This is a genomic window from Microcoleus sp. AS-A8 (genome assembly GCA_039962225.1).
Lineage (GTDB): Bacteria > Cyanobacteriota > Cyanobacteriia > Cyanobacteriales > Coleofasciculaceae > Allocoleopsis.
This window is the reverse complement of the sequence record JAMPKV010000001.1, coordinates 423,658-440,768: the sequence shown is the minus strand read 5'-3', so window position 1 is coordinate 440,768 and position 17,111 is coordinate 423,658. Positions and strand designations below refer to the sequence as shown.

General features: G+C 47.3%; 17 protein-coding genes. 8 read left to right on the top strand and 9 right to left on the bottom strand.

Annotation, left to right across the window (positions count from 1 at the left end; all coding sequences use genetic code 11):
* Positions 1 to 97: 97 nt before the first annotated feature.
* Positions 98 to 490: a DUF2281 domain-containing protein gene (locus NDI48_01680; protein ID MEP0829911.1), complete on the bottom strand. Its 393-nt coding sequence runs from the start codon at positions 488 to 490 to the stop codon at positions 98 to 100.
* Positions 487 to 831 (bottom strand): hypothetical protein, encoded by a 345-nt coding sequence (locus NDI48_01675; protein MEP0829910.1) that lies wholly within the window; start codon positions 829 to 831, stop codon positions 487 to 489. Before NDI48_01675 ends, NDI48_01680 begins: the two co-directional genes overlap by 4 nt.
* Positions 832 to 1,508: 677 nt before the next feature.
* Between NDI48_01675 and NDI48_01670 the strand changes: the two genes are divergently transcribed.
* On the top strand, positions 1,509 to 1,865 hold the full coding sequence (locus tag NDI48_01670) for a circadian clock KaiB family protein (protein MEP0829909.1): 357 nt from the start codon (positions 1,509 to 1,511) through the stop codon (positions 1,863 to 1,865).
* A 72-nt stretch (positions 1,866 to 1,937) separates the two neighbouring features.
* Here NDI48_01670 and NDI48_01665 read toward each other — a convergent pair whose 3' ends face one another.
* On the bottom strand, positions 1,938 to 2,708 hold the full coding sequence (locus tag NDI48_01665) for a class II aldolase/adducin family protein (GenBank protein MEP0829908.1): 771 nt from the start codon (positions 2,706 to 2,708) through the stop codon (positions 1,938 to 1,940).
* A gap of 565 nt (positions 2,709 to 3,273) precedes the next feature.
* Here NDI48_01665 and NDI48_01660 point away from each other — a divergent pair.
* A complete protein-coding gene (locus NDI48_01660) occupies positions 3,274 to 4,998 on the top strand; it encodes an ABC transporter ATP-binding protein/permease (GenBank protein MEP0829907.1) in 1,725 nt (574 codons plus the stop codon).
* A 185-nt stretch (positions 4,999 to 5,183) separates the two neighbouring features.
* Complete coding sequence (locus tag NDI48_01655) at positions 5,184 to 5,432, top strand: hypothetical protein (protein ID MEP0829906.1); 249 nt, start codon at positions 5,184 to 5,186, stop codon at positions 5,430 to 5,432.
* Positions 5,433 to 5,472: 40 nt separating this feature from the next.
* Here NDI48_01655 and NDI48_01650 read toward each other — a convergent pair whose 3' ends face one another.
* Positions 5,473 to 5,847 carry a cytochrome c gene (locus NDI48_01650; protein ID MEP0829905.1) on the bottom strand — a complete coding sequence of 125 codons (375 nt, stop codon included), beginning with the start codon at positions 5,845 to 5,847 and terminating at the stop codon, positions 5,473 to 5,475.
* A gap of 293 nt (positions 5,848 to 6,140) precedes the next feature.
* Between NDI48_01650 and petG the strand changes: the two genes are divergently transcribed.
* Complete coding sequence (gene petG / locus NDI48_01645; protein ID MEP0829904.1) at positions 6,141 to 6,260, top strand: cytochrome b6-f complex subunit PetG; 120 nt, start codon at positions 6,141 to 6,143, stop codon at positions 6,258 to 6,260.
* 172 nt (positions 6,261 to 6,432) lie between these two features.
* Here petG and rsmD read toward each other — a convergent pair whose 3' ends face one another.
* Together rsmD and hisH are read right to left on the bottom strand one after the other, a co-directional pair.
* The gene (rsmD, locus tag NDI48_01640; GenBank protein MEP0829903.1) at positions 6,433 to 6,969 is read right to left on the bottom strand and encodes a 16S rRNA (guanine(966)-N(2))-methyltransferase RsmD; all 537 of its coding nucleotides are present in this window, start codon (positions 6,967 to 6,969) and stop codon (positions 6,433 to 6,435) included.
* 57 nt (positions 6,970 to 7,026) lie between these two features.
* Positions 7,027 to 7,686: an imidazole glycerol phosphate synthase subunit HisH gene (gene hisH, locus NDI48_01635; GenBank protein MEP0829902.1), complete on the bottom strand. Its 660-nt coding sequence runs from the start codon at positions 7,684 to 7,686 to the stop codon at positions 7,027 to 7,029.
* 107 nt (positions 7,687 to 7,793) lie between these two features.
* Here hisH and NDI48_01630 point away from each other — a divergent pair, with 107 nt between their 5' ends.
* The gene (locus tag NDI48_01630; protein ID MEP0829901.1) at positions 7,794 to 8,306 is read left to right on the top strand and encodes a peptidase C15; all 513 of its coding nucleotides are present in this window, start codon (positions 7,794 to 7,796) and stop codon (positions 8,304 to 8,306) included.
* A 24-nt stretch (positions 8,307 to 8,330) separates the two neighbouring features.
* On the opposite strand, the gene NDI48_01625 is transcribed toward NDI48_01630, so the two are convergent.
* Positions 8,331 to 8,816, bottom strand: coding sequence for a hypothetical protein (locus tag NDI48_01625; protein MEP0829900.1), 486 nt, complete (start codon positions 8,814 to 8,816; stop codon positions 8,331 to 8,333).
* A 761-nt stretch (positions 8,817 to 9,577) separates the two neighbouring features.
* Here NDI48_01625 and NDI48_01620 point away from each other — a divergent pair.
* Both NDI48_01620 and NDI48_01615 read left to right on the top strand, forming a co-directional pair.
* Positions 9,578 to 10,813, top strand: coding sequence for an LL-diaminopimelate aminotransferase (locus NDI48_01620; protein ID MEP0829899.1), 1,236 nt, complete (start codon positions 9,578 to 9,580; stop codon positions 10,811 to 10,813).
* A gap of 176 nt (positions 10,814 to 10,989) precedes the next feature.
* Positions 10,990 to 11,403 carry a hypothetical protein gene (locus tag NDI48_01615; GenBank protein ID MEP0829898.1) on the top strand — a complete coding sequence of 138 codons (414 nt, stop codon included), beginning with the start codon at positions 10,990 to 10,992 and terminating at the stop codon, positions 11,401 to 11,403.
* Between the two features lie 84 nt (positions 11,404 to 11,487).
* Here NDI48_01615 and NDI48_01610 read toward each other — a convergent pair whose 3' ends face one another.
* Complete coding sequence (locus tag NDI48_01610) at positions 11,488 to 13,119, bottom strand: MBOAT family protein (GenBank protein MEP0829897.1); 1,632 nt, start codon at positions 13,117 to 13,119, stop codon at positions 11,488 to 11,490.
* Positions 13,120 to 13,350: 231 nt separating this feature from the next.
* Positions 13,351 to 16,476 carry a DUF1574 family protein gene (locus NDI48_01605; GenBank protein ID MEP0829896.1) on the bottom strand — a complete coding sequence of 1,042 codons (3,126 nt, stop codon included), beginning with the start codon at positions 16,474 to 16,476 and terminating at the stop codon, positions 13,351 to 13,353.
* Between the two features lie 294 nt (positions 16,477 to 16,770).
* Here NDI48_01605 and NDI48_01600 point away from each other — a divergent pair, with 294 nt between their 5' ends.
* Complete coding sequence (locus NDI48_01600) at positions 16,771 to 17,010, top strand: hypothetical protein (GenBank protein ID MEP0829895.1); 240 nt, start codon at positions 16,771 to 16,773, stop codon at positions 17,008 to 17,010.
* Positions 17,011 to 17,111: the final 101 nt, after the last annotated feature.

Below are 17,111 nucleotides of genomic sequence, written 5' to 3'. Positions count from 1 at the left end.
AATGCGACAGCATTCGCAATTGCTGCGGCTTCTCTTGCTTTTGCGATCGCTTCCCCTAAGTTATTTGGCATAACGGCTTGTGATCGCACACTATAGTTCACTTAACCTTTTGTCGCTTTTGCAGTAAAAACTCAGCGAAATCCTGCACCTCAGCTAACAAATCCTCCGATAGCTCATCCAAAACAGCAGCTAATCTTGCCCGTACCCCCAGCGTTTCTTCGACAGGTTTAACTAATTGCAACTGATGAGGATAGACCATTTCCACAGCAAGGGTTTCCAGAAAAGACTCTGCATCTTGGCGATTAGCTGGGACAAAATTCTTTGCTGCATCGTACTTTACCCAGTCGCCAAACAGTTCTACCATGTAGGCTTCGCCCTCTTTAAAAACTTCGACAACAGCACCCAGTGTCCCTGGTGGTGCCGTACCCCCATCAGTTAAGGCGATCGCTTCGGTCAACTTCACTGAGTCAAACAGCTCAAACCTAGTCATTGCCGTCCTCCCTTCCGGTCTGGAAATGCTGTCACAAATCTAGCTACGTCCTCTCCAAATAGCACAATCCAAACTGTTAGAATCTGCCGGGACAAACCTGTTGGCCCCGTAATAGGAACATAGGCTTGGTAGCGATCGCCAAAAGCATTTTGTCCTTGAGGTTGCAGCATATCAGTTGAGAATACTGCTAGCAATGCCTCTCTAATCTCATCTGCTGATTCAAAACCCATGACGCCTCGCCAAAAATTTTGCTTATCGCCACCCTGTCCTGGTTCAGCTGCACGGGTCAGGAGATACTCGGCCTTAGCTAGGGGAAACTCTAGGCGTAGTCGTTGATTCATCTGCTCCGTACTTCCTAATCCGATTTTACAAGAACATAGATCGGACAAGGAGATCTAGTTGCGATTCGAAGAGCGCGATAGCTCCGCTTCACGCTTTTTTGTGTTGCTTGTCTCACATTGTGTCTTTCTGCGATCGCTTACAAGGCACTGCCCCAAGGAGCGATGGCCTAAACCACCCAAAGGCGATCGCGACTTAACTCAGCCATCTGCATGAGTACTTTCTCCATACAAAAGCACAATTGTCAAGTTTATTAATGGATAATTTGATAAATCTAACTTTTGGATGACCTTTAGCCAGGTTTTGACTACACCCCTGTCTCGATTCTCTGACTCGACAAAATACTTATACTGATTTATTAGTTTTTAATCCAAATTTTGTGGGCGATAACATTAAACATACCTGCCCAAATAATTGTTTCAATTACTCCCCACTTGACAAACCTGGTAACACATAACCTTACTCAAGATGACAACAAAGTGACACAAGCCTATGTTTGCCAAATGCCCAACTGGCATCCAGGGACTTGATGATATTAGGAACGGGAGGCAGCCTCCGAGGCTTCAACATGGATTTGTGCCAAGGCAGGCTGTGGTAAAACCCGAATGGCCATGGCTCTTGTAGTACACAGTGCATTAACGAGGAAGAAAATTTTATGTCAAAGTGCAGCAGGATAGTTATGAATAATCCAATAGAAGGAAAAGACGGCTCCAGTGAATTCACCACCAATGCTGAAGAAAATTTAGAGCAAAGTTACTTAGATCTAGAATCGCAACAATATATGTTTCGTCTGTATGTAGCTGGAAATTCCCCTAAATCTTTACGTGCGATCCGGAATTTGAAAAGAATCTGCGACGAACATCTTCCAGGACATTACGAAATTGAAATTATTGATATCTATCAGCGACCTGAACTTTTAGAGCAAGAACAGATTTTTGCAATCCCCACACTTATTAAAAAACTACCACTTCCTTTACAACGGTTAATCGGCGATATGACAGATACAGAAGAAGTTTTAATTTATTTGGGTCTTTGAGGTTGTTAAAATCAAGGGGTTTTTAACAACCTCCTGAAATGGATAAATTTTTCTTCTGGAGATTAATAGAACTTAATCAAGCAAGTCCGGTTGTTGATGCACAATCATCTCGTAGAGGGGTTGAAAGCTAAACCATCCCATGTGATGTGACCCTACCTGGCGCTGGGTTAAATGAGCGTGTTCGGGGTCAATGAGGATGGGTTGACCGGCTGCCTCTGCCATGAGTTGTGCCTGACAGGTGCGATCCATGGTGATAAACCACCAAGCGGCTTCATCGATGGTATGACCCACCGTCAACAGTCCGTGGTTGCGTAAAATTACGGCTTTATGATTCCCTAAGGCATTGGCAATGCGATCGCCTTCTTCAATTTTGAGAACCACACCTGTAAAGTCATCAAACAGACCATGGTCTTCATAGAAGCTACAGGCATCTTGGGTTAGAGGATCGAGGCGGCGACCCAACGTTGACCAGCTTTTGCCGTAGGTGGAATGGGCATGTGCGGCAGCGACAACATCGGGGCGGGCGGCATGAATTCGCGAATGAATGGCAAAGGCCGCTTCGTTCACAGGCTTATTTCCCTCAACCACCTCACCTCTATGGTTGACGAGAATCAGGTCACTGACTCGGATCAGACCGAAATGCATCCCAAACGGATTGACCCAAAAGTGATCCAGGCGTTCAGGGTCGCGGGCGGTTATATGACCCGCAATTCCTTCGTCAAACCCAAAGCGAGAGAAGAGGCGAAATGCCGCTGCTAGGCGTTGTTTGCGATGGATACGCTCATCCTCAATCGAAGCAAATGTTGGGGGGTGGGGAATTTTAGGAATATTTAATGTCTGCATCGATGTAGCCTCCCTGAAAAGATTACTGCTAATTATGTGGGCAATTCGTAGCTGTCAATTTTAATCATTTTAAGCAACGGTAATCAGGCTGTGTTTCCACAAGCAACGGGCTGCAATGGTGGTGATTGGATTCTACAGTAGCTAAGGCGCAAGAGGGGCTGTCTCTCAAGCCGCAGGGAATCCTGTGGGATGCTGAAGGAAATTTTTTCCTTCTTAAACAGCTATTGACATCCGAGCAAGGACTACAAAGATTAATGTCTTCAGCCAAGTTGCAAATTAACTTCAGATGTTTTCTGAGCAGACCTGAAATTAATTCAATAAATGTATCTTGTGTGAGTTTTTTAAGCCCATATATTCTCTATTTTAGACTCATTGCTTTGAGTTGTTTTCATAAGTTTGTAAAGTTAAATATCTCCCTAATAATAGAGAGAGGCGATCGCTCACTAAGATCGCGGCTCATTTATCCTGACAAAGGCGGAAACCTCTTAAGTCACACAGATGTCTGTGTATCAAGCAGGAAAGCTGATAGCCTAAATCACAGCAAAGATTGTTCTGGACTAGCACCTTGAAGACACGATCGAATTACTGGCAACTGCTGCCTTATATCCGCCCTCATTGGAAAACCATTGCTCAGGCATTGGCTTGCACCTTATGCGTCACGGTGTTCTGGCCGATACAGGCGGCAGTGGCAGGCCAACTCGTAAGTTTGATCGGACAGGGTAGTATGGTCGGGCTGGGTCGATTAGCGGGAACGCTTGTGCTGGTGTTTCTCGTTCAGAAAATCTTGATGTACGGTCAAGACTCCCTGATGGCTAAAGCCGCCTTGTTTGTTGCCTTAGACTTACGCAAGCAGGTATATGCCCACCTCCAACGCCTCAATCTGGGCTTTTTTGAAACCGCTCAAACCGGTGACTTATCCTATCGCCTCACCGAAGACATCGATCGCATCGGAGAAGTCGTCAATAAACTCTTCCATGACTTTACTCCCTGTGTGTTGCAGCTCATCGTTGTGCTGGGCTATATGATTTATCTCAATTGGCAACTAACCCTAGCAACCTTTATTGTTGCCCCGTTGATGGGAGTTTTAATTGGCTGGTTTGGGGAACAGATGCTCAAGTTTTCCCGCCGCAGTCAAAATCGTACCTCCAATTTATCTGCGTTACTCACCGAAGTCTTCAGTGGCATTCGTTTGGTGCAAGCCTTTGCCGCTGAGGAGTATGAGATCGAACGTTTTACAGTCGAAGCCGAACAGAATCGTCAAGCCAAATATGCGGCTGAACGGTTGAAAGCAATTCAGAATCCAGTGGTCGGATTTTTGTATGCCATGAGTGTGTTGCTGCTGTTTCTCCTCGGTGGCTGGCAAATTTCTGTGGGCAACCTGACAGGGGCACAATTTGCCACATTTGTGGCAGCTGCATTACTGCTCATTGACCCCATAGCTCATATCACAAGTAACTATAACGATTTCCGACAGGGTGAGGCATCGGTTGACCGCATCTTTGAATTGATTGCGATTCAGCCGACGGTGGTGGAAAAACCGGGTGCAACTGTCCTGCCGCCAGTCACAGGCAAAGTGGAATATGGCAATGTGTCTTTTGCTTATAATCCTGGGGAACCGGTGCTGCAAAACCTGAGTTTCCTGGCGCTACCTGGGGAGATGATTGCGTTGGTTGGGCCATCGGGTGCGGGAAAAACGACGTTGGTGAATCTTCTCCCTCGCTTTTATGAACCCCAAGCCGGGAAAATTTTAATCGATGGTGTTGATATTCGGGATGTCACCCTGCCGAGTTTGCGGCGACAGATTGGGATTGTGCCGCAGGAAACGATTCTATTTTCCGGGACGATCGCCCAAAATATCGCTTTTGGTCAGAAAGATTTTGACCTCAAAGACGTTCAGGCAGCAGCAGAGATTGCCAATGCTCACCAATTTATTACTCACTTCTCTCAGGGTTATCACACCTGGGTGGGAGAACGGGGGGTTAACTTATCAGGTGGGCAAAAACAAAGAATTGCGATCGCGCGTGCTGTCCTCCTCAACCCCAGCATCCTGATCCTTGATGAAGCCACCTCTGCGCTGGATTCGGAATCCGAAGCCTTGGTGCAAGAAGCACTAGAGCGAATTATGCAAGATCGCACCGTTTTTATCATCGCTCACCGACTGGCAACCGTGCGTAGTGCCGATCGCATTCTTGTTGTGGAACAGGGACAAATTGTCGAATCTGGAACCCATGAGGAACTGTTAGCGAAAGGCGATCGTTATGCCGGATTTTATGCTCAGCAGTTTAGTTAGAAATTAGAAAACCGTTGTGATGCCACAACCCGCGTTATGTTTCATAGAGGGGTCTGGCTGTTCGAGGTGCGATCGCATAAATCAATACTGGGGTGACGAGGAGAATCTTTCTTGGTTATCATCGCGTCAGCACTGTTGATGACTGGTACGAGTATTTAATTTAACCCAGCAAGGACGCTCTCCGGATGATACCCAAAGCGACAATTTACCCGATTATTGATAATGGCTCGACTCACTCTCTGAATTGGGCAGGAGCCTTTTCGGTGGAGTTTCAGCGAGGAGAGTTTCATGCTGTTCAATGCTACCGCTATCAAGCACTGCGGACGGCAAAGAAGGGGCAACATAGAATTGCTGACCTGCTGCAAGGACGAGGATGGGAAGTAGAGATTGTTTCTAAGACAGGAAACCGTGTGAACAATCTGGGATGGGAGTAGGGTAGATAACTGAGCTACAAACGCTTTGTGAACCAACACTCTAGAGTGTCTCCAGGTAGCTCAATAAGTCTGCCATTTCCTGGGGACTAGGCTGGAACTTGGGCATCGGTGGTGTCTGACCGCTAGTGACTTGATAAATCAGACTGATTTTCGACTTTCGCTTAGAGACATGCTGTAAGCTAGGTCCGACCTTCCCATCAGCCTGTAATCCATGACAGCCTGCACAGTTAATTTGAAACATGTCATGACCTCGCCTTGAGTCACCGGTCAGCGACAAGACATTACTCACATAAGGGTCTGAAACCTGAATCAAGTGGAAACCTAAGAGGCTTGCGCTGATAGCCAGAAGCAACGCGAGTACCACTAAGGTAATTCGCCGAATCAAGATTTCAGGTTGGGCAAGCTTGTTCTCCAAACGATCTCCTATCACATCGAGAATTTAGAAAATGTTTTTAATCTGAGCTGAAATCGCAAACCGAATTTGGTATTCAAAAAAGTGATGACGTAAAGGATTGTCCTAAAGTATGTCGATTAATAAACATAGCTTAAGATTTTGAGAGTCACTAAGCAAGCCGGAATTGATCGGATGGTTTCGGATGGGTAGCTGCAATACCATTAAAATCGACGGTGGTGGTCTGTAGAAGTTTGGGCATGAGAGCGAGTACGATGAGAAGCAGGTAAAAAAACTTATCAATCAGGAGGACTAACGTGGTAGAACCGCTGCTTTCAGGGATTGTTTTGGGTCTAATCCCAGTTACCCTGGCTGGACTCTTTGTCGCCGCGTATATGCAGTACAAGCGTGGTGACCAGTTAGGTATCAATAAGTAAAGATACTGGGAGAGACAATCTCCCCTGGTTGCCCCGTCAGGTTGGGGGTAGGCACCCGGAACTCATACGAGGAGGCACTACCCCTACAACCTATAAAATTTACCCTGACAGACCACTCAGATTATCCAAAACCCTTCCTTTCTCACGACCTACTTCCATAATCCCCTCTTGCTTAACAGGGGCGATAGAAGGTTACAGCCGTGTTGCCATAGACTTTCTGACGGTAGATTTCCAAGTTGGAAAGCGGTTGACAAGTCCAGTTGTTGGGGCTATGTTCCACAGCTAGTTCACCTGCGTCGTCGAGAAGTTGGTAATCAGCGATCGCTTCTAGCACAGGCTGGTACAAGTCACTAGCATAAGGGGGATCGAAGTAAATGTGGTCAAACGATTGACCCGCCAGCGATTTTAATCGCACAACCACATCCCCGCGTATGACCTGAAAAGTTTGTTCAGGTTGAGCCACCTGCTCCCAGTTTTGTTCAATGATGGCGCAGGCTTTCGCCCATTTTTCAATTCCGATCACTAGAGATGCTCCCCGACACAGTGCCTCGGCACCCATTGAACCTGTACCGGCACATAAATCAAGCCATCGGCAACCTTTAATATTACCATGCCAGATGTTAAATATCGCCTCCCGTACCCGTGCCGATGTCGGTCGGGTGGTTTGCCCGGATAGGGTTTTGAGCTGGCGATTGCCGTAAATTCTCATTTATATCGGGTTGAAGGTTAGAAGGTTTTAAGGTTGAAGGTTAAAGGGTCGAACTTGCTAACTTTTAACTCCGATTGAGACTAATGACTCCGCGCATCGGTTGACTTGGGCCACGAAGTTAGACAGAATTTGCAGTCCTGTTGTCGAAGATTTTTCCGGGTGGAACTGAACCGCCATCAAGTTGTCACGAGCGATCGCAGCGGTTACCGTCTGAGAACCATGTGTCATTGTTGCCGCCCGCATCGTAGGGTTAAGGGGGTCAACGTAGTAGGAATGGACAAAATAGACGCGTGGACTGCCAGATAATTGCTGCCAAAGTGGGCAATGGCTTTGAGTAAACTCTAACTCGTTCCAGCCCATGTGGGGAATGGTGATTCCGGGTTCTGGCTGGAAGCGGCGCACTTGACCCGCAATAATGCCTAATCCGGGTTCAGTCCCTTCTTCGCTGCCCTCAAACAAAATTTGTAACCCCAGGCAAATACCCAAGAACGGTTTACCACTCGCGATTGCCTGTTTGATCGGTTCTTCGAGTCCACGCGATCGCAAATGTTGCACCGCTGGGTCAAATGAACCGACTCCGGGGAGCACGACAGCATCCGCCCGCTCAATATCTATCGCTAAATCGGTCACTTGAGGTGTCGCCCCAGCTTTCTCCAAACCTTTACAGGCCGAGTGCAGGTTTCCCATGTCGTAGTCTATAACAGCAATTATTGGCATTAACCTGCTTCTCCCACATCTATGATTAAATCTATATCTATTTTATGTTGTTGCCGTCTGTCTCCTGTGGACTCAACGGCTTGTCAAATGTCTATATTTTCAGATTTGTGATGTCACACATTCTGCTAACCTCATTTCAAACCTGGCTACCTCATCAAAAATCTAATTCGTCGGATGATTTACTCGCAGAAGTTGCCAAACTTGAGTCATTCTCCCACTCTTTGACCTTCTTGAGGCACCTACCCGTTGATATTTCCCAAGCGAGTGAGCGTGCGATCGCTAAAATCAACGAACTGCAACCGGATATTATTATCTGTTGTGGTATGGCAGAATCTCGCCGTCAATTAAGTGTTGAGTCCAATGCCAGTCAAGGAGACACCGTACTGCATAATTCGGTGGATTTTGATCGATTATTAGATAGTTCAATTGGAACAACAATTAGCCATAATGCTGGAAAATTTGTTTGCGAAGGATTGTATTATTCCGTTTTGAATCATTTGCAAAAAAATGACCTAAAAAAACACGGTCTATTTATCCATGTTCCCGTTTTGACTCGAAACAATATAGCTGAGGTTCTCACTGATGTTGAATTAATCATGCACAGATTAACCTCTCCATAATTTAATTTGCCAGCTCATTCAAAATTAACGACCAAAAAGCTGCTGTCGCCTAACTCTTAAGTACACCCCGATGGGAAATTGATAAAACTCAGTCACCAGCCATAGGACAATCGCCAGATGGGACAAAAAGGTTAACCCAGTCCAAGCTATGGGTAGCCAAGATAAGGTACTACCCGGTTCTGGGGGAAAAGTGTAAGCTGAAAAACCAATCAGGCTAGTGGGGAAAACGATAAGTCCTAGCCCAAAAATCCAGGAACTCCATCCCCATTCAACTCCCTCCAAGTGCCCCCCTTTCCAAGTCCTACCATTCCAGTGCCAGGTTAGGGGAGGGTTTCGATCCGCCATTTTTAGCTGTTGTCTTTCCAAATCAGCAATAAAAATGTGGCGACAGCAGTCACAAGCCATGGCATCCATTAACGGCATGGCTTTGAGTTGATTGAGGCGGCAGACTGGACAGGGGTAAACTTCCTGATAGTGGAACGGGTGGCTTTTGTTTTTGGAACTGTGCATTGGAAAAGCAATCTCGTTAGTTTTTCGTTCTGTAGTATCTATTGAGTTTTAGTGACCTGAGGGAGGGCTAAAGTCTCTCTTTGAATCATAAAGAGAAATTTCTTTTCTATGCAGAGGTAGCGCCGTCTTCTCTTTTAAGATCAATGTCACTGACTTAATAACTCTCCTCCCTAACCCCTCAACCCTTGCAGACTGGAGCTCATACGAGGAGATCTGGGGGACACGCCGTGCGCTACGTGCCTCGCTTTGCTAACGTCCCCAGCCGGGGGTTTGGGGGGAGACCTCCCAATCTTGGTTTTTCCCAAAGAACGACCCCTTTTCCCTTAAGTGAGTGCCATTCCTTTTAAGGTAGCTTTACCCTGTGGTGATCAAGTTAATGTTCACTATCCCAGCTTGGGAAGGTACTGATACTCTATGTATAATTTTTAACAAAGCTAACCCACAAAAAACCCTTGACGAGCGTTCACTTCACTGCCAAGGGGATTCCCAAACAACCTATGAATAAGGATATGACAACACACAACCTAACACGGTGTTTCCCAAGATGATGATGTTTGGTAACTATATATACAGAAAATTTAAAATACTTAGTCATTAAACAAGATTTCATATAGATGGGGCTGTGTGCTTTAAGGCTATAACCCATGCGCGATCGCTCGTTGTGAAGTGAGCCTGTTAATGATGGGTGTGAAAACAGCCTCCTGGACTCGTAAGGCAGCGATTGGCAGTAAGCTATTTTACGGCATTCATGGCGATTCAACATGGCAACCATTAACGATAATTACCTAAAGCTCAAAGCCGGCTACCTGTTTCCCGAAATTGGTCGAAGGGTTAATGCCTTTGCACAAGCAAATCCTGAGGCAAAAATCATTCGGCTGGGTATTGGCGATGTTACGGAACCCTTACCGGAAGCTTGCCGCACAGCGATGATTAAAGCCGTGGACGATATGGGCGATCGCACCTCGTTCAAAGGCTATGGCCCAGAGCAAGGCTATGACTGGTTACGAGAGAAAATTGCAGCCCATGATTTCCACGCGCGGGGTTGCGAGGTGGATGCGTCTGAAATCTTTATCTCCGATGGCTCAAAGTGCGACACAGGCAATATTCTCGACATCTTTGGTGACAATAACACCATTGCAGTCACTGACCCCGTTTATCCCGTGTATGTGGACACCAATGTCATGGCGGGACATACCGGAGAGGCGAACGATAAGGGGGAGTTTGAGGGCTTAGTTTATCTGCCGATTACCGCCGAGAACAACTTCACGGCTGAAATTCCCACTGAGAAAGTGGATTTGATTTATCTATGTTTCCCCAATAACCCCACGGGAGCAACCGCCACGAAGGAACATCTGAAGGCGTGGGTGGACTATGCGAAAACCCATGGTTCAATCATTTTCTTTGATGCCGCTTACGAAGCTTATATTACCGATCCAGAACTGCCTCACTCGATTTACGAGATTGAAGGCGCGAGGGATTGTGCGATCGAGTTTCGCTCGTTCTCCAAGAATGCAGGTTTTACCGGAACCCGTTGTGCGCTGACGGTGGTGCCAAAGACGCTGACAGCAAAAGCTGCCGATGGTTCGGATGTGGAACTGTGGAAGCTGTGGAATCGCCGCCAGTCTACCAAGTTTAATGGGGTGTCTTATATAGTCCAACGAGGGGCTGAGGCGGTTTACTCGGAAGAGGGACAGGCGCAAATCAAGGCACTGATTAGTTTCTATCTGGATAATGCCAAGATTATTCGGGAGCAACTGACGGCAGCCGGAATCGCCGTGTATGGGGGTGTGAATGCGCCCTACGTTTGGCTGCAAACGCCTAATAATTTATCGAGTTGGGATTTCTTCGATAAGTTGCTGAATACTTGCAATGTGGTGGGAACGCCCGGTTCTGGTTTTGGTGCAGCCGGTGAAGGTTATTTCCGCATTTCGGCATTTAATAGTCGGGAGAATGTGGAGGAGGCGATGAAGCGAATTACCGAGAAGTTTAAGGTGTAATGATTGGGGTGGGCACTGCCCACCCTACTCTTACGTAGCTCTTCGCTGTATATGCATTTAAATTGCACAATCTTCTCCCCCAGCATCCCCAGCTTCCCCTCTCGGAAGTTCAATCCATACGTTTGAGTAGAGTCAATATGGCAAGATCAAAAGAGTAGCGATCGCAATCCTGATCCATGTCTTCAGCCAATCCTCCTCTCGACTTCCCCTTCCAACGCCTACGCGAGGTACGTGCTGCACTGCTGCGTCTCCACAAGGCACTACTCAACTCAGAACGAGATAGTTACGAGCGTTTACACGGACGCATCCAGTCTAAGGGAGAATTTTTTCAGCTAGTAATTCAAGATGAATGGTTTAGCTGGCTACGTCCGTTTTCTCAATTTATTGTCCAGATTGATGAAGCCTTAAGTGCCAAAGAGCCAATCACCTTGGATAAAGCGAATGAACTGTTAACCGAAGTTCGTTCCTTGATTTCTCCGGCAGAAGAGGGAACCATGCAACAGCAGCGTTACTTTCAAGCGATTCAACGTGATCCAGATATTGCACTCATGCACGCAGACGTGTCAAGACTGCTACCGAGTAAACGTTAACGGAGTCAACAACCCCCGATTTCTAATTGGGGGCTACTAGCCTAAACAAGGAGAAGCCAGCGCCCAATTCCACAGCCACACCGCTTAAAAATCAAAGTAAATATAAGGTTGCAGACCCGTGTTCGGAGCCAAAATCCAAACACAAAACAGACATAGGGGTACTAACAGTAGCTTCAACGGCCAGTTGAGTTGTAACTTCAGCTCCCGTTGGATAAAAAATACAAGACCCATTGATGCAAATAAGGTTGCTAAAAGTAAAGCAATTTGAAAGCGCTCCAAACCCAGCGCCTCAATATAAACCTTTTGGGCAAATTGGATATCCGCCGAGTGCCCCCAAAGATTCCGCAAGACTAAACCCGCATCTTGGAGGTTGGGTAACCGGAAAAAAATCCAGGACGTGAATACCATCAACTGGGTCAATAACCAGGCAACTAATAGACCTAATCCACTTTCCCACCAATGTTTCACCCCCTCAAAACGATCAGCCAGTGATTGGGTTAAACGGTGAGCGACTAAAGCCAGTCCATGCAATCCGCCCCAAACAACAAACCCCCAAGCCGCTCCATGCCAAATACCCGTAATCAGCATCACAATTAGCAGATTAAAACAGGTTCGAGCCAGACCTTTCCGTGAGCCACCCAAGGGAAAGTAAAGATAATTGCGTATCCAATCTCCCAACGTAATGTGCCAGCGTCGCCAGAAATCGGCAATGCTAGTACTGAAGTAGGGAAAGTCAAAGTTTTCTGGGAGATTAAAGCCCATCAATATAGCACTACCACGGGCAATATCCACATAACCACTAAAATCCAGATAAAGTTGGAAACCGTAGGCAATTACAGCCAACCATAAATCCCCACTCCCGGCTCGCGGTAAGTTACCAAAGCACAAATCCACAAAAATAGCCAATTGATCTGCTAAAAGGGCTTTTTTTACAGCACCCGAAGCAATCAGCCACAGTCCTTCAGTCAAGGCTGAAGCATTGGGAAAGTTTAAGGTTTTCAGACTCGCTGCAAACTGATGGTAGCGAGTGATCGGGCCGGAAATTAGCTTAGGAAAAAACAATTTATAGGCAGAAAATTGTAGTAGCTGATCGGTCGCAGGTGCACCCCGATACACATCAATTAAATAAGCAATGCACTCAAAAGTGAAAAATGAAAGACCGAGGGGAGCCATTAAGTGATTATCCAGCCAGCTTGCGCTTTCTTGAACAACCGGTAAGCCTAAAAGGGTTGCTAGGTTGGTTAAGAGAAAAGGCAGGTATTTAAAGCTGAGTAACCCAATCACATTCAAAACAATCCCTAACCACAGCAGCTTGAAACGTCGTCGATTCCAAGCCTTTTGAGCACGTTGCCAAGCGGCGTTAGAAAGGCGCTGATTGGTGGCGTGCGCTCCTGGTGTGGTGTTACTGCCAAGCGCTTTTCCTAGAGAAAAGTTAATTAAAGTAATGATTAATAGCAGGGGGATATAGAGTAGTTGAATTTGAAGTGAAGTAGAGGAGTTTTCATGAACTTTCTGTAAGACATAAAAGATTAGACTCGCAATGAGTAAAGCCCAAAGTAGCCGAGATAGGGTTTGCGATCGCCTTCGGGTAGCGGTGCTAGAAGAGTGACGCAGACCGACACTCTTGAATTCTGCGGCTGATGTTCTTCCTAAGAACCAATAAAGACCCAGAAAACTCAGCAAGAAAAGACCATAAAAAATTGAAATAAATGTCATTGCTCAAAGGGGAATTGTGAATTTTCAAGAATTAACTATGAATACTTTAGGGTTTAATCATCCTACTTGAAAAGGGGAATTTTTCTTAGGATTGGTCGTTTAAAAAAGTCTGTAACCTTGAGGAAAGATGAACCAGGATTTCATCTTCCCTCCGACGCTAAACGCCACCTAAAAGTTTATCGATTAGGGCAACGGTAACAGCTAGGCTTAATAGGCTTTACACTTCATAGTTTATGGAGTAGGCCAAGGAATCATTGGGTCTTGAGCCAGATGATTAGATACTCGATAAGCACCATAACGATTGAGGTGGCTGGGGTCGGAAAAGAAATCGGGTTTGGTGAGTAATAACCGGCTTAAGTCACGAAAAATTAATCCCTTTTCCCTAGCAGAAGAGTGCATATACCGTTGGAATTTTTCTTCGTATTCGGTACGCGCTGGGTCTAAATAATCTTTGGTGAGGGGGAGGTTGACAAAAGCCATCCCAATATTATTAACTTGGGCAAATTGCAGAAGTGATTCTAGGGCTGTGTCCTGCTCTCCCTTCAGTTGAAAGGATTGGAAATCTCCATCATAATCCCCGGCTACTCTTGGGTGGTTCTTGTAATAAGTGGCAGGATTAAAGCGACCCGATAGAGGCAAGAATCCATCTAAATCAATGGCCTCTTCCAATGGGGATAATTTCTGAGAGTTCGCCTCAGTTTGAGTAGGGGAAACATTCGTATGTTTAAGGAAGCCGACAAATTGTTCACGTAATAAAGATTTCAGCTTATCTCGTTGAGGATAGGTCGAGGAAACATGACCCAGTGACTGATTCAACCACTCACTGATGGATTGATAACTGACTCCTAAAGCAGGCGAAGATTGGGCAGTTTTTTCATTTTGAGAGTTGTCGAGTTGTGCGGTTTTCCCAAAGCGACGATCGCGATTTGTCCCCATCAGGGCGGGAAAGGTTCCAGCTTGGAGACGCTGGTAGCCTTCGGAGGTGGCGATCGCTCTATACGTAGCATCTTCCCGACCACTATTAAAGGCTCGTGCCCCATCTGCCCAGATAATCAATTTCGGGAGTTGTTCTGGGGTTAAGATGCGGCGGATGATTAAGTCTACAACCTGAGCCGTAGCGCCGTTAATGGCAAAGTTAAACACTTCCAAATTTGGATGACCCTGAGCGGCTAAAGCATCTTGGAGGGCGATGGGATCGACCCCTCGCAAGGCTCTAGAACTGCCGATAATCAGAATGTCAGGAGGCCCACTTTGTAGCAGTCGCTGTTGGTACAGAGCCAGTTTGTCATCTAAGAGTCGGTTGTTGAAGGAGGGATTGGGCGATCGCGCGGCGGCTAAAATAGCCGCTTTGGCGGCATTCACTTTTTCGGGGGTTAAGGAAGCCTCCGCTTCAGTTTTATTAATGATGACGCTTGTCTTGCCATCTCTCGTAAAACCGGAGGAATTGAAGCCGCTTGCTCTAGGAATCTCGCCTTTTTGCAAGGAAAGTTGAGGGAGAGAGACTTTAGTGGATGACTCGCCAGCCGTTGGATCAACGGGGGACTGCGTCGGTCTTTTTAGAGTTTGACCCATGAGCCAATCCGCTTGCACCGTGAGCAATAATCCCAACAAACCCCACACCACTGCGACTCGGAACCCTTGAAACGAGGCGAAATTTTTAGCGCTTGAGCCTTGAGGCACCAGGGTTGTTTCTTGGTCGTCTTCGCTCAGAACAAACAGCTGGGTGGCACAAAAACCCCGTTGCAGGAGGCGTCGTGCTGATTGAACCGTCTGTTTCAGACCGTCTTGAACATCTTCGGGCGTTAAATCGGGACGTAGAATCGGTTCCTCGGTGGGAGCCACCAATTCATTCACGTAGGCATCTGAGGCGGCAAACTCTGGGGTGGCTTCTGGAACCAGACGCTGTCGTTGGACGAAATCAACGCCATAGTTCCACGAGGGGGAAGTCGAACCTGCACGGCGTCCATAGATCCGCACTCCAGCCATTTCCGGAATCCCTAACTGACGCAGGAAGCGGGCAATGGGGGGAGCAACTTCAGCTTGGGGGGGACAAATCGGTGCCTCGCTCATAATGTGCAACAAGTCTTGCTTGCGGCGCAGTTTCAGATGAATGCCGCCAGTCGCTAAGCGTCGATCCAGGTCAGGATTGAGTAAGCGTTCGAGCAAGAAAGCCAAGGCTTCTTGATGTCCCTTTTGGGCGAGGGACAAGGCCGATTCTCCTAAGGTGGGGTTGTTGGTGGTGGATAAGTTGAGCCACTCGATCCAGACGGGCTTTTCTTGCTCAGGCGCAAGTTTACGCTCCTGGAATTCGACCCCATAAACTGTTGCGGCTTGGATACCTTGAGGGGTGATCGATTCCAATACCCTTGCGATCGCATTCATCGCCTTGCGCTTGTCTGGAGCCGTCGTCGGCTGCCGCTCCAAGGGGCTACAGAATAAATGCAGGGTCGCATCTTTGAGAACCGCCCGTACTTCCATGCCCACGTTCAGGATTGCCTGGTTGATAGAGCGAGCGAGCGCCTGCACATCACCCCAGCGTGCCCATTCTTTCAGCATTTCTTCGGGAGGGGTCAAATCCACCCGCAGCATCCATTCTGGAGAAGCTTCCCCGCTTACCTGGCTACAAATCGCCGCATCTCGGAAACCGTTGAGTCGCAAGGAACGCAACTGCTGAACCACCGGTTCAGCTAGCACGGAGGCATCGGGACTGTAGTCAGAATTACAAATCACCCAAAGACGACGGTTAGGAACTGAGGCGTCCCCATCGAAAGGAAAGGTTTCTGATGATTCAGCCGCAGACTCAGTTGCCGTGGAGCCAGAAGCAAGGTCTTGATGCGCTGTGGCTTCAGGAAGAGTTTGGATCAGGACTTTAACCCTGACGCCCAGGGAATTCAACGTTTCGCTCAGATAACGCGAAATGGCTTCGGGTGAACCCGAACGAGCCAAACTTTCGTGGGAAACCCTTAACTCTGATTCCGGGGTTACCGTTTGGGCCGCTGTCTCCGCTGTCTCCTGAGACGTTGAGATTCCTTGGGTGACGGGCGGCTTGAGCCGAATTTGCTTAATCCAATCCGGGCGATCGTGACCGACGGTACGCCCATAGAGAATGATTTGGTAAACAGGGTTTTCCGGGTCGATCGGAAACGCCTCTCCCGCCTCTCGGCTGCCAAGCGCATCGAGCAAACGATTCACCACCGTCTTCGCATCTAAACTCTGGCGGCTCTCACACAGAATGTGCAGGTTATTTCCTCCTAGACGGACTCGGAGGCGTACCCCCGATTGCCCGATTGCACCATATACCCATTGGGCAAGGGAGGATGAACGAGCTTTTGGGATATGCTGATCGACATCCAACATTACAAACCTGTCACCTGGACTGATAAAGAATCTAATGATTTTTCCTGGAGTAATTGCACACCCGGTTTAAGCATACTTATAGCTTTTTTTGCACTATGTAGCATTACCATGGGTAATCACCCAGCAGGCCAGCACAATTACTTCATCAAAATACATCTAAATAGCCTTAACACAAAACTAAGCCCTCAAGGTTGACCAAATTCTGGTCAGGCAGCGTTAGGATATTTGCACGAGGTGGGCAACATTAGCTCCCTCACTGGCTTCAGTTCAGGATGGTTATTTTTAGCTTCACTCATGTCCTCTTATACCAACAAACTCCCGGAAATGACAGTGACTAACCTCTCTCAGTCCCAAGGGCCAACAGAATTCTTCTTAAGTTTAGCCGTTGGCCCCCTGCTGCTCGGCGTTCTCGCGACTGACGCTATTTTCTCCTGGCTGCAAACAACCGGTATCAACAGCGAGGAAGTGTTTCGCGGTGAGCGTTTACCCGTTCTACACTTTCCAGAATCAGGCGAGCAGGATGTGAGTGAATAGAGAGAGACGAAGCTAATGATTATAGAACCTAATCGCTCTGTATTTTAGCCTCGTGAATAAGTCTCATAACGCCTCGCAGGAGTCTTTGAGTTTCAGGAACG

Bases quoted from the DNA above. Each gene is read 5' to 3' on its own strand.
- NDI48_01680 (MEP0829911.1), bottom strand. From the start codon at position 490: ATGACTAGGTTTGAGCTGTTTGACTCAGTGAAGTTGACCGAAGCGATC.
- NDI48_01675 (MEP0829910.1), bottom strand. From the start codon at position 831: ATGAATCAACGACTACGCCTAGAGTTTCCCCTAGCTAAGGCCGAGTAT.
- NDI48_01670 (MEP0829909.1), top strand. From the start codon at position 1,509: ATGAATAATCCAATAGAAGGAAAAGACGGCTCCAGTGAATTCACCACC.
- NDI48_01665 (MEP0829908.1), bottom strand. From the start codon at position 2,708: ATGCAGACATTAAATATTCCTAAAATTCCCCACCCCCCAACATTTGCT.
- NDI48_01655 (MEP0829906.1), top strand. From the start codon at position 5,184: ATGATACCCAAAGCGACAATTTACCCGATTATTGATAATGGCTCGACT.
- rsmD (MEP0829903.1), bottom strand. From the start codon at position 6,969: ATGAGAATTTACGGCAATCGCCAGCTCAAAACCCTATCCGGGCAAACC.
- hisH (MEP0829902.1), bottom strand. From the start codon at position 7,686: ATGCCAATAATTGCTGTTATAGACTACGACATGGGAAACCTGCACTCG.
- NDI48_01625 (MEP0829900.1), bottom strand. From the start codon at position 8,816: ATGCACAGTTCCAAAAACAAAAGCCACCCGTTCCACTATCAGGAAGTT.
- NDI48_01620 (MEP0829899.1), top strand. From the start codon at position 9,578: ATGGCAACCATTAACGATAATTACCTAAAGCTCAAAGCCGGCTACCTG.
- NDI48_01615 (MEP0829898.1), top strand. From the start codon at position 10,990: ATGTCTTCAGCCAATCCTCCTCTCGACTTCCCCTTCCAACGCCTACGC.
- NDI48_01610 (MEP0829897.1), bottom strand. From the start codon at position 13,119: ATGACATTTATTTCAATTTTTTATGGTCTTTTCTTGCTGAGTTTTCTG.
- NDI48_01605 (MEP0829896.1), bottom strand. From the start codon at position 16,476: ATGTTGGATGTCGATCAGCATATCCCAAAAGCTCGTTCATCCTCCCTT.
- NDI48_01600 (MEP0829895.1), top strand. From the start codon at position 16,771: ATGTCCTCTTATACCAACAAACTCCCGGAAATGACAGTGACTAACCTC.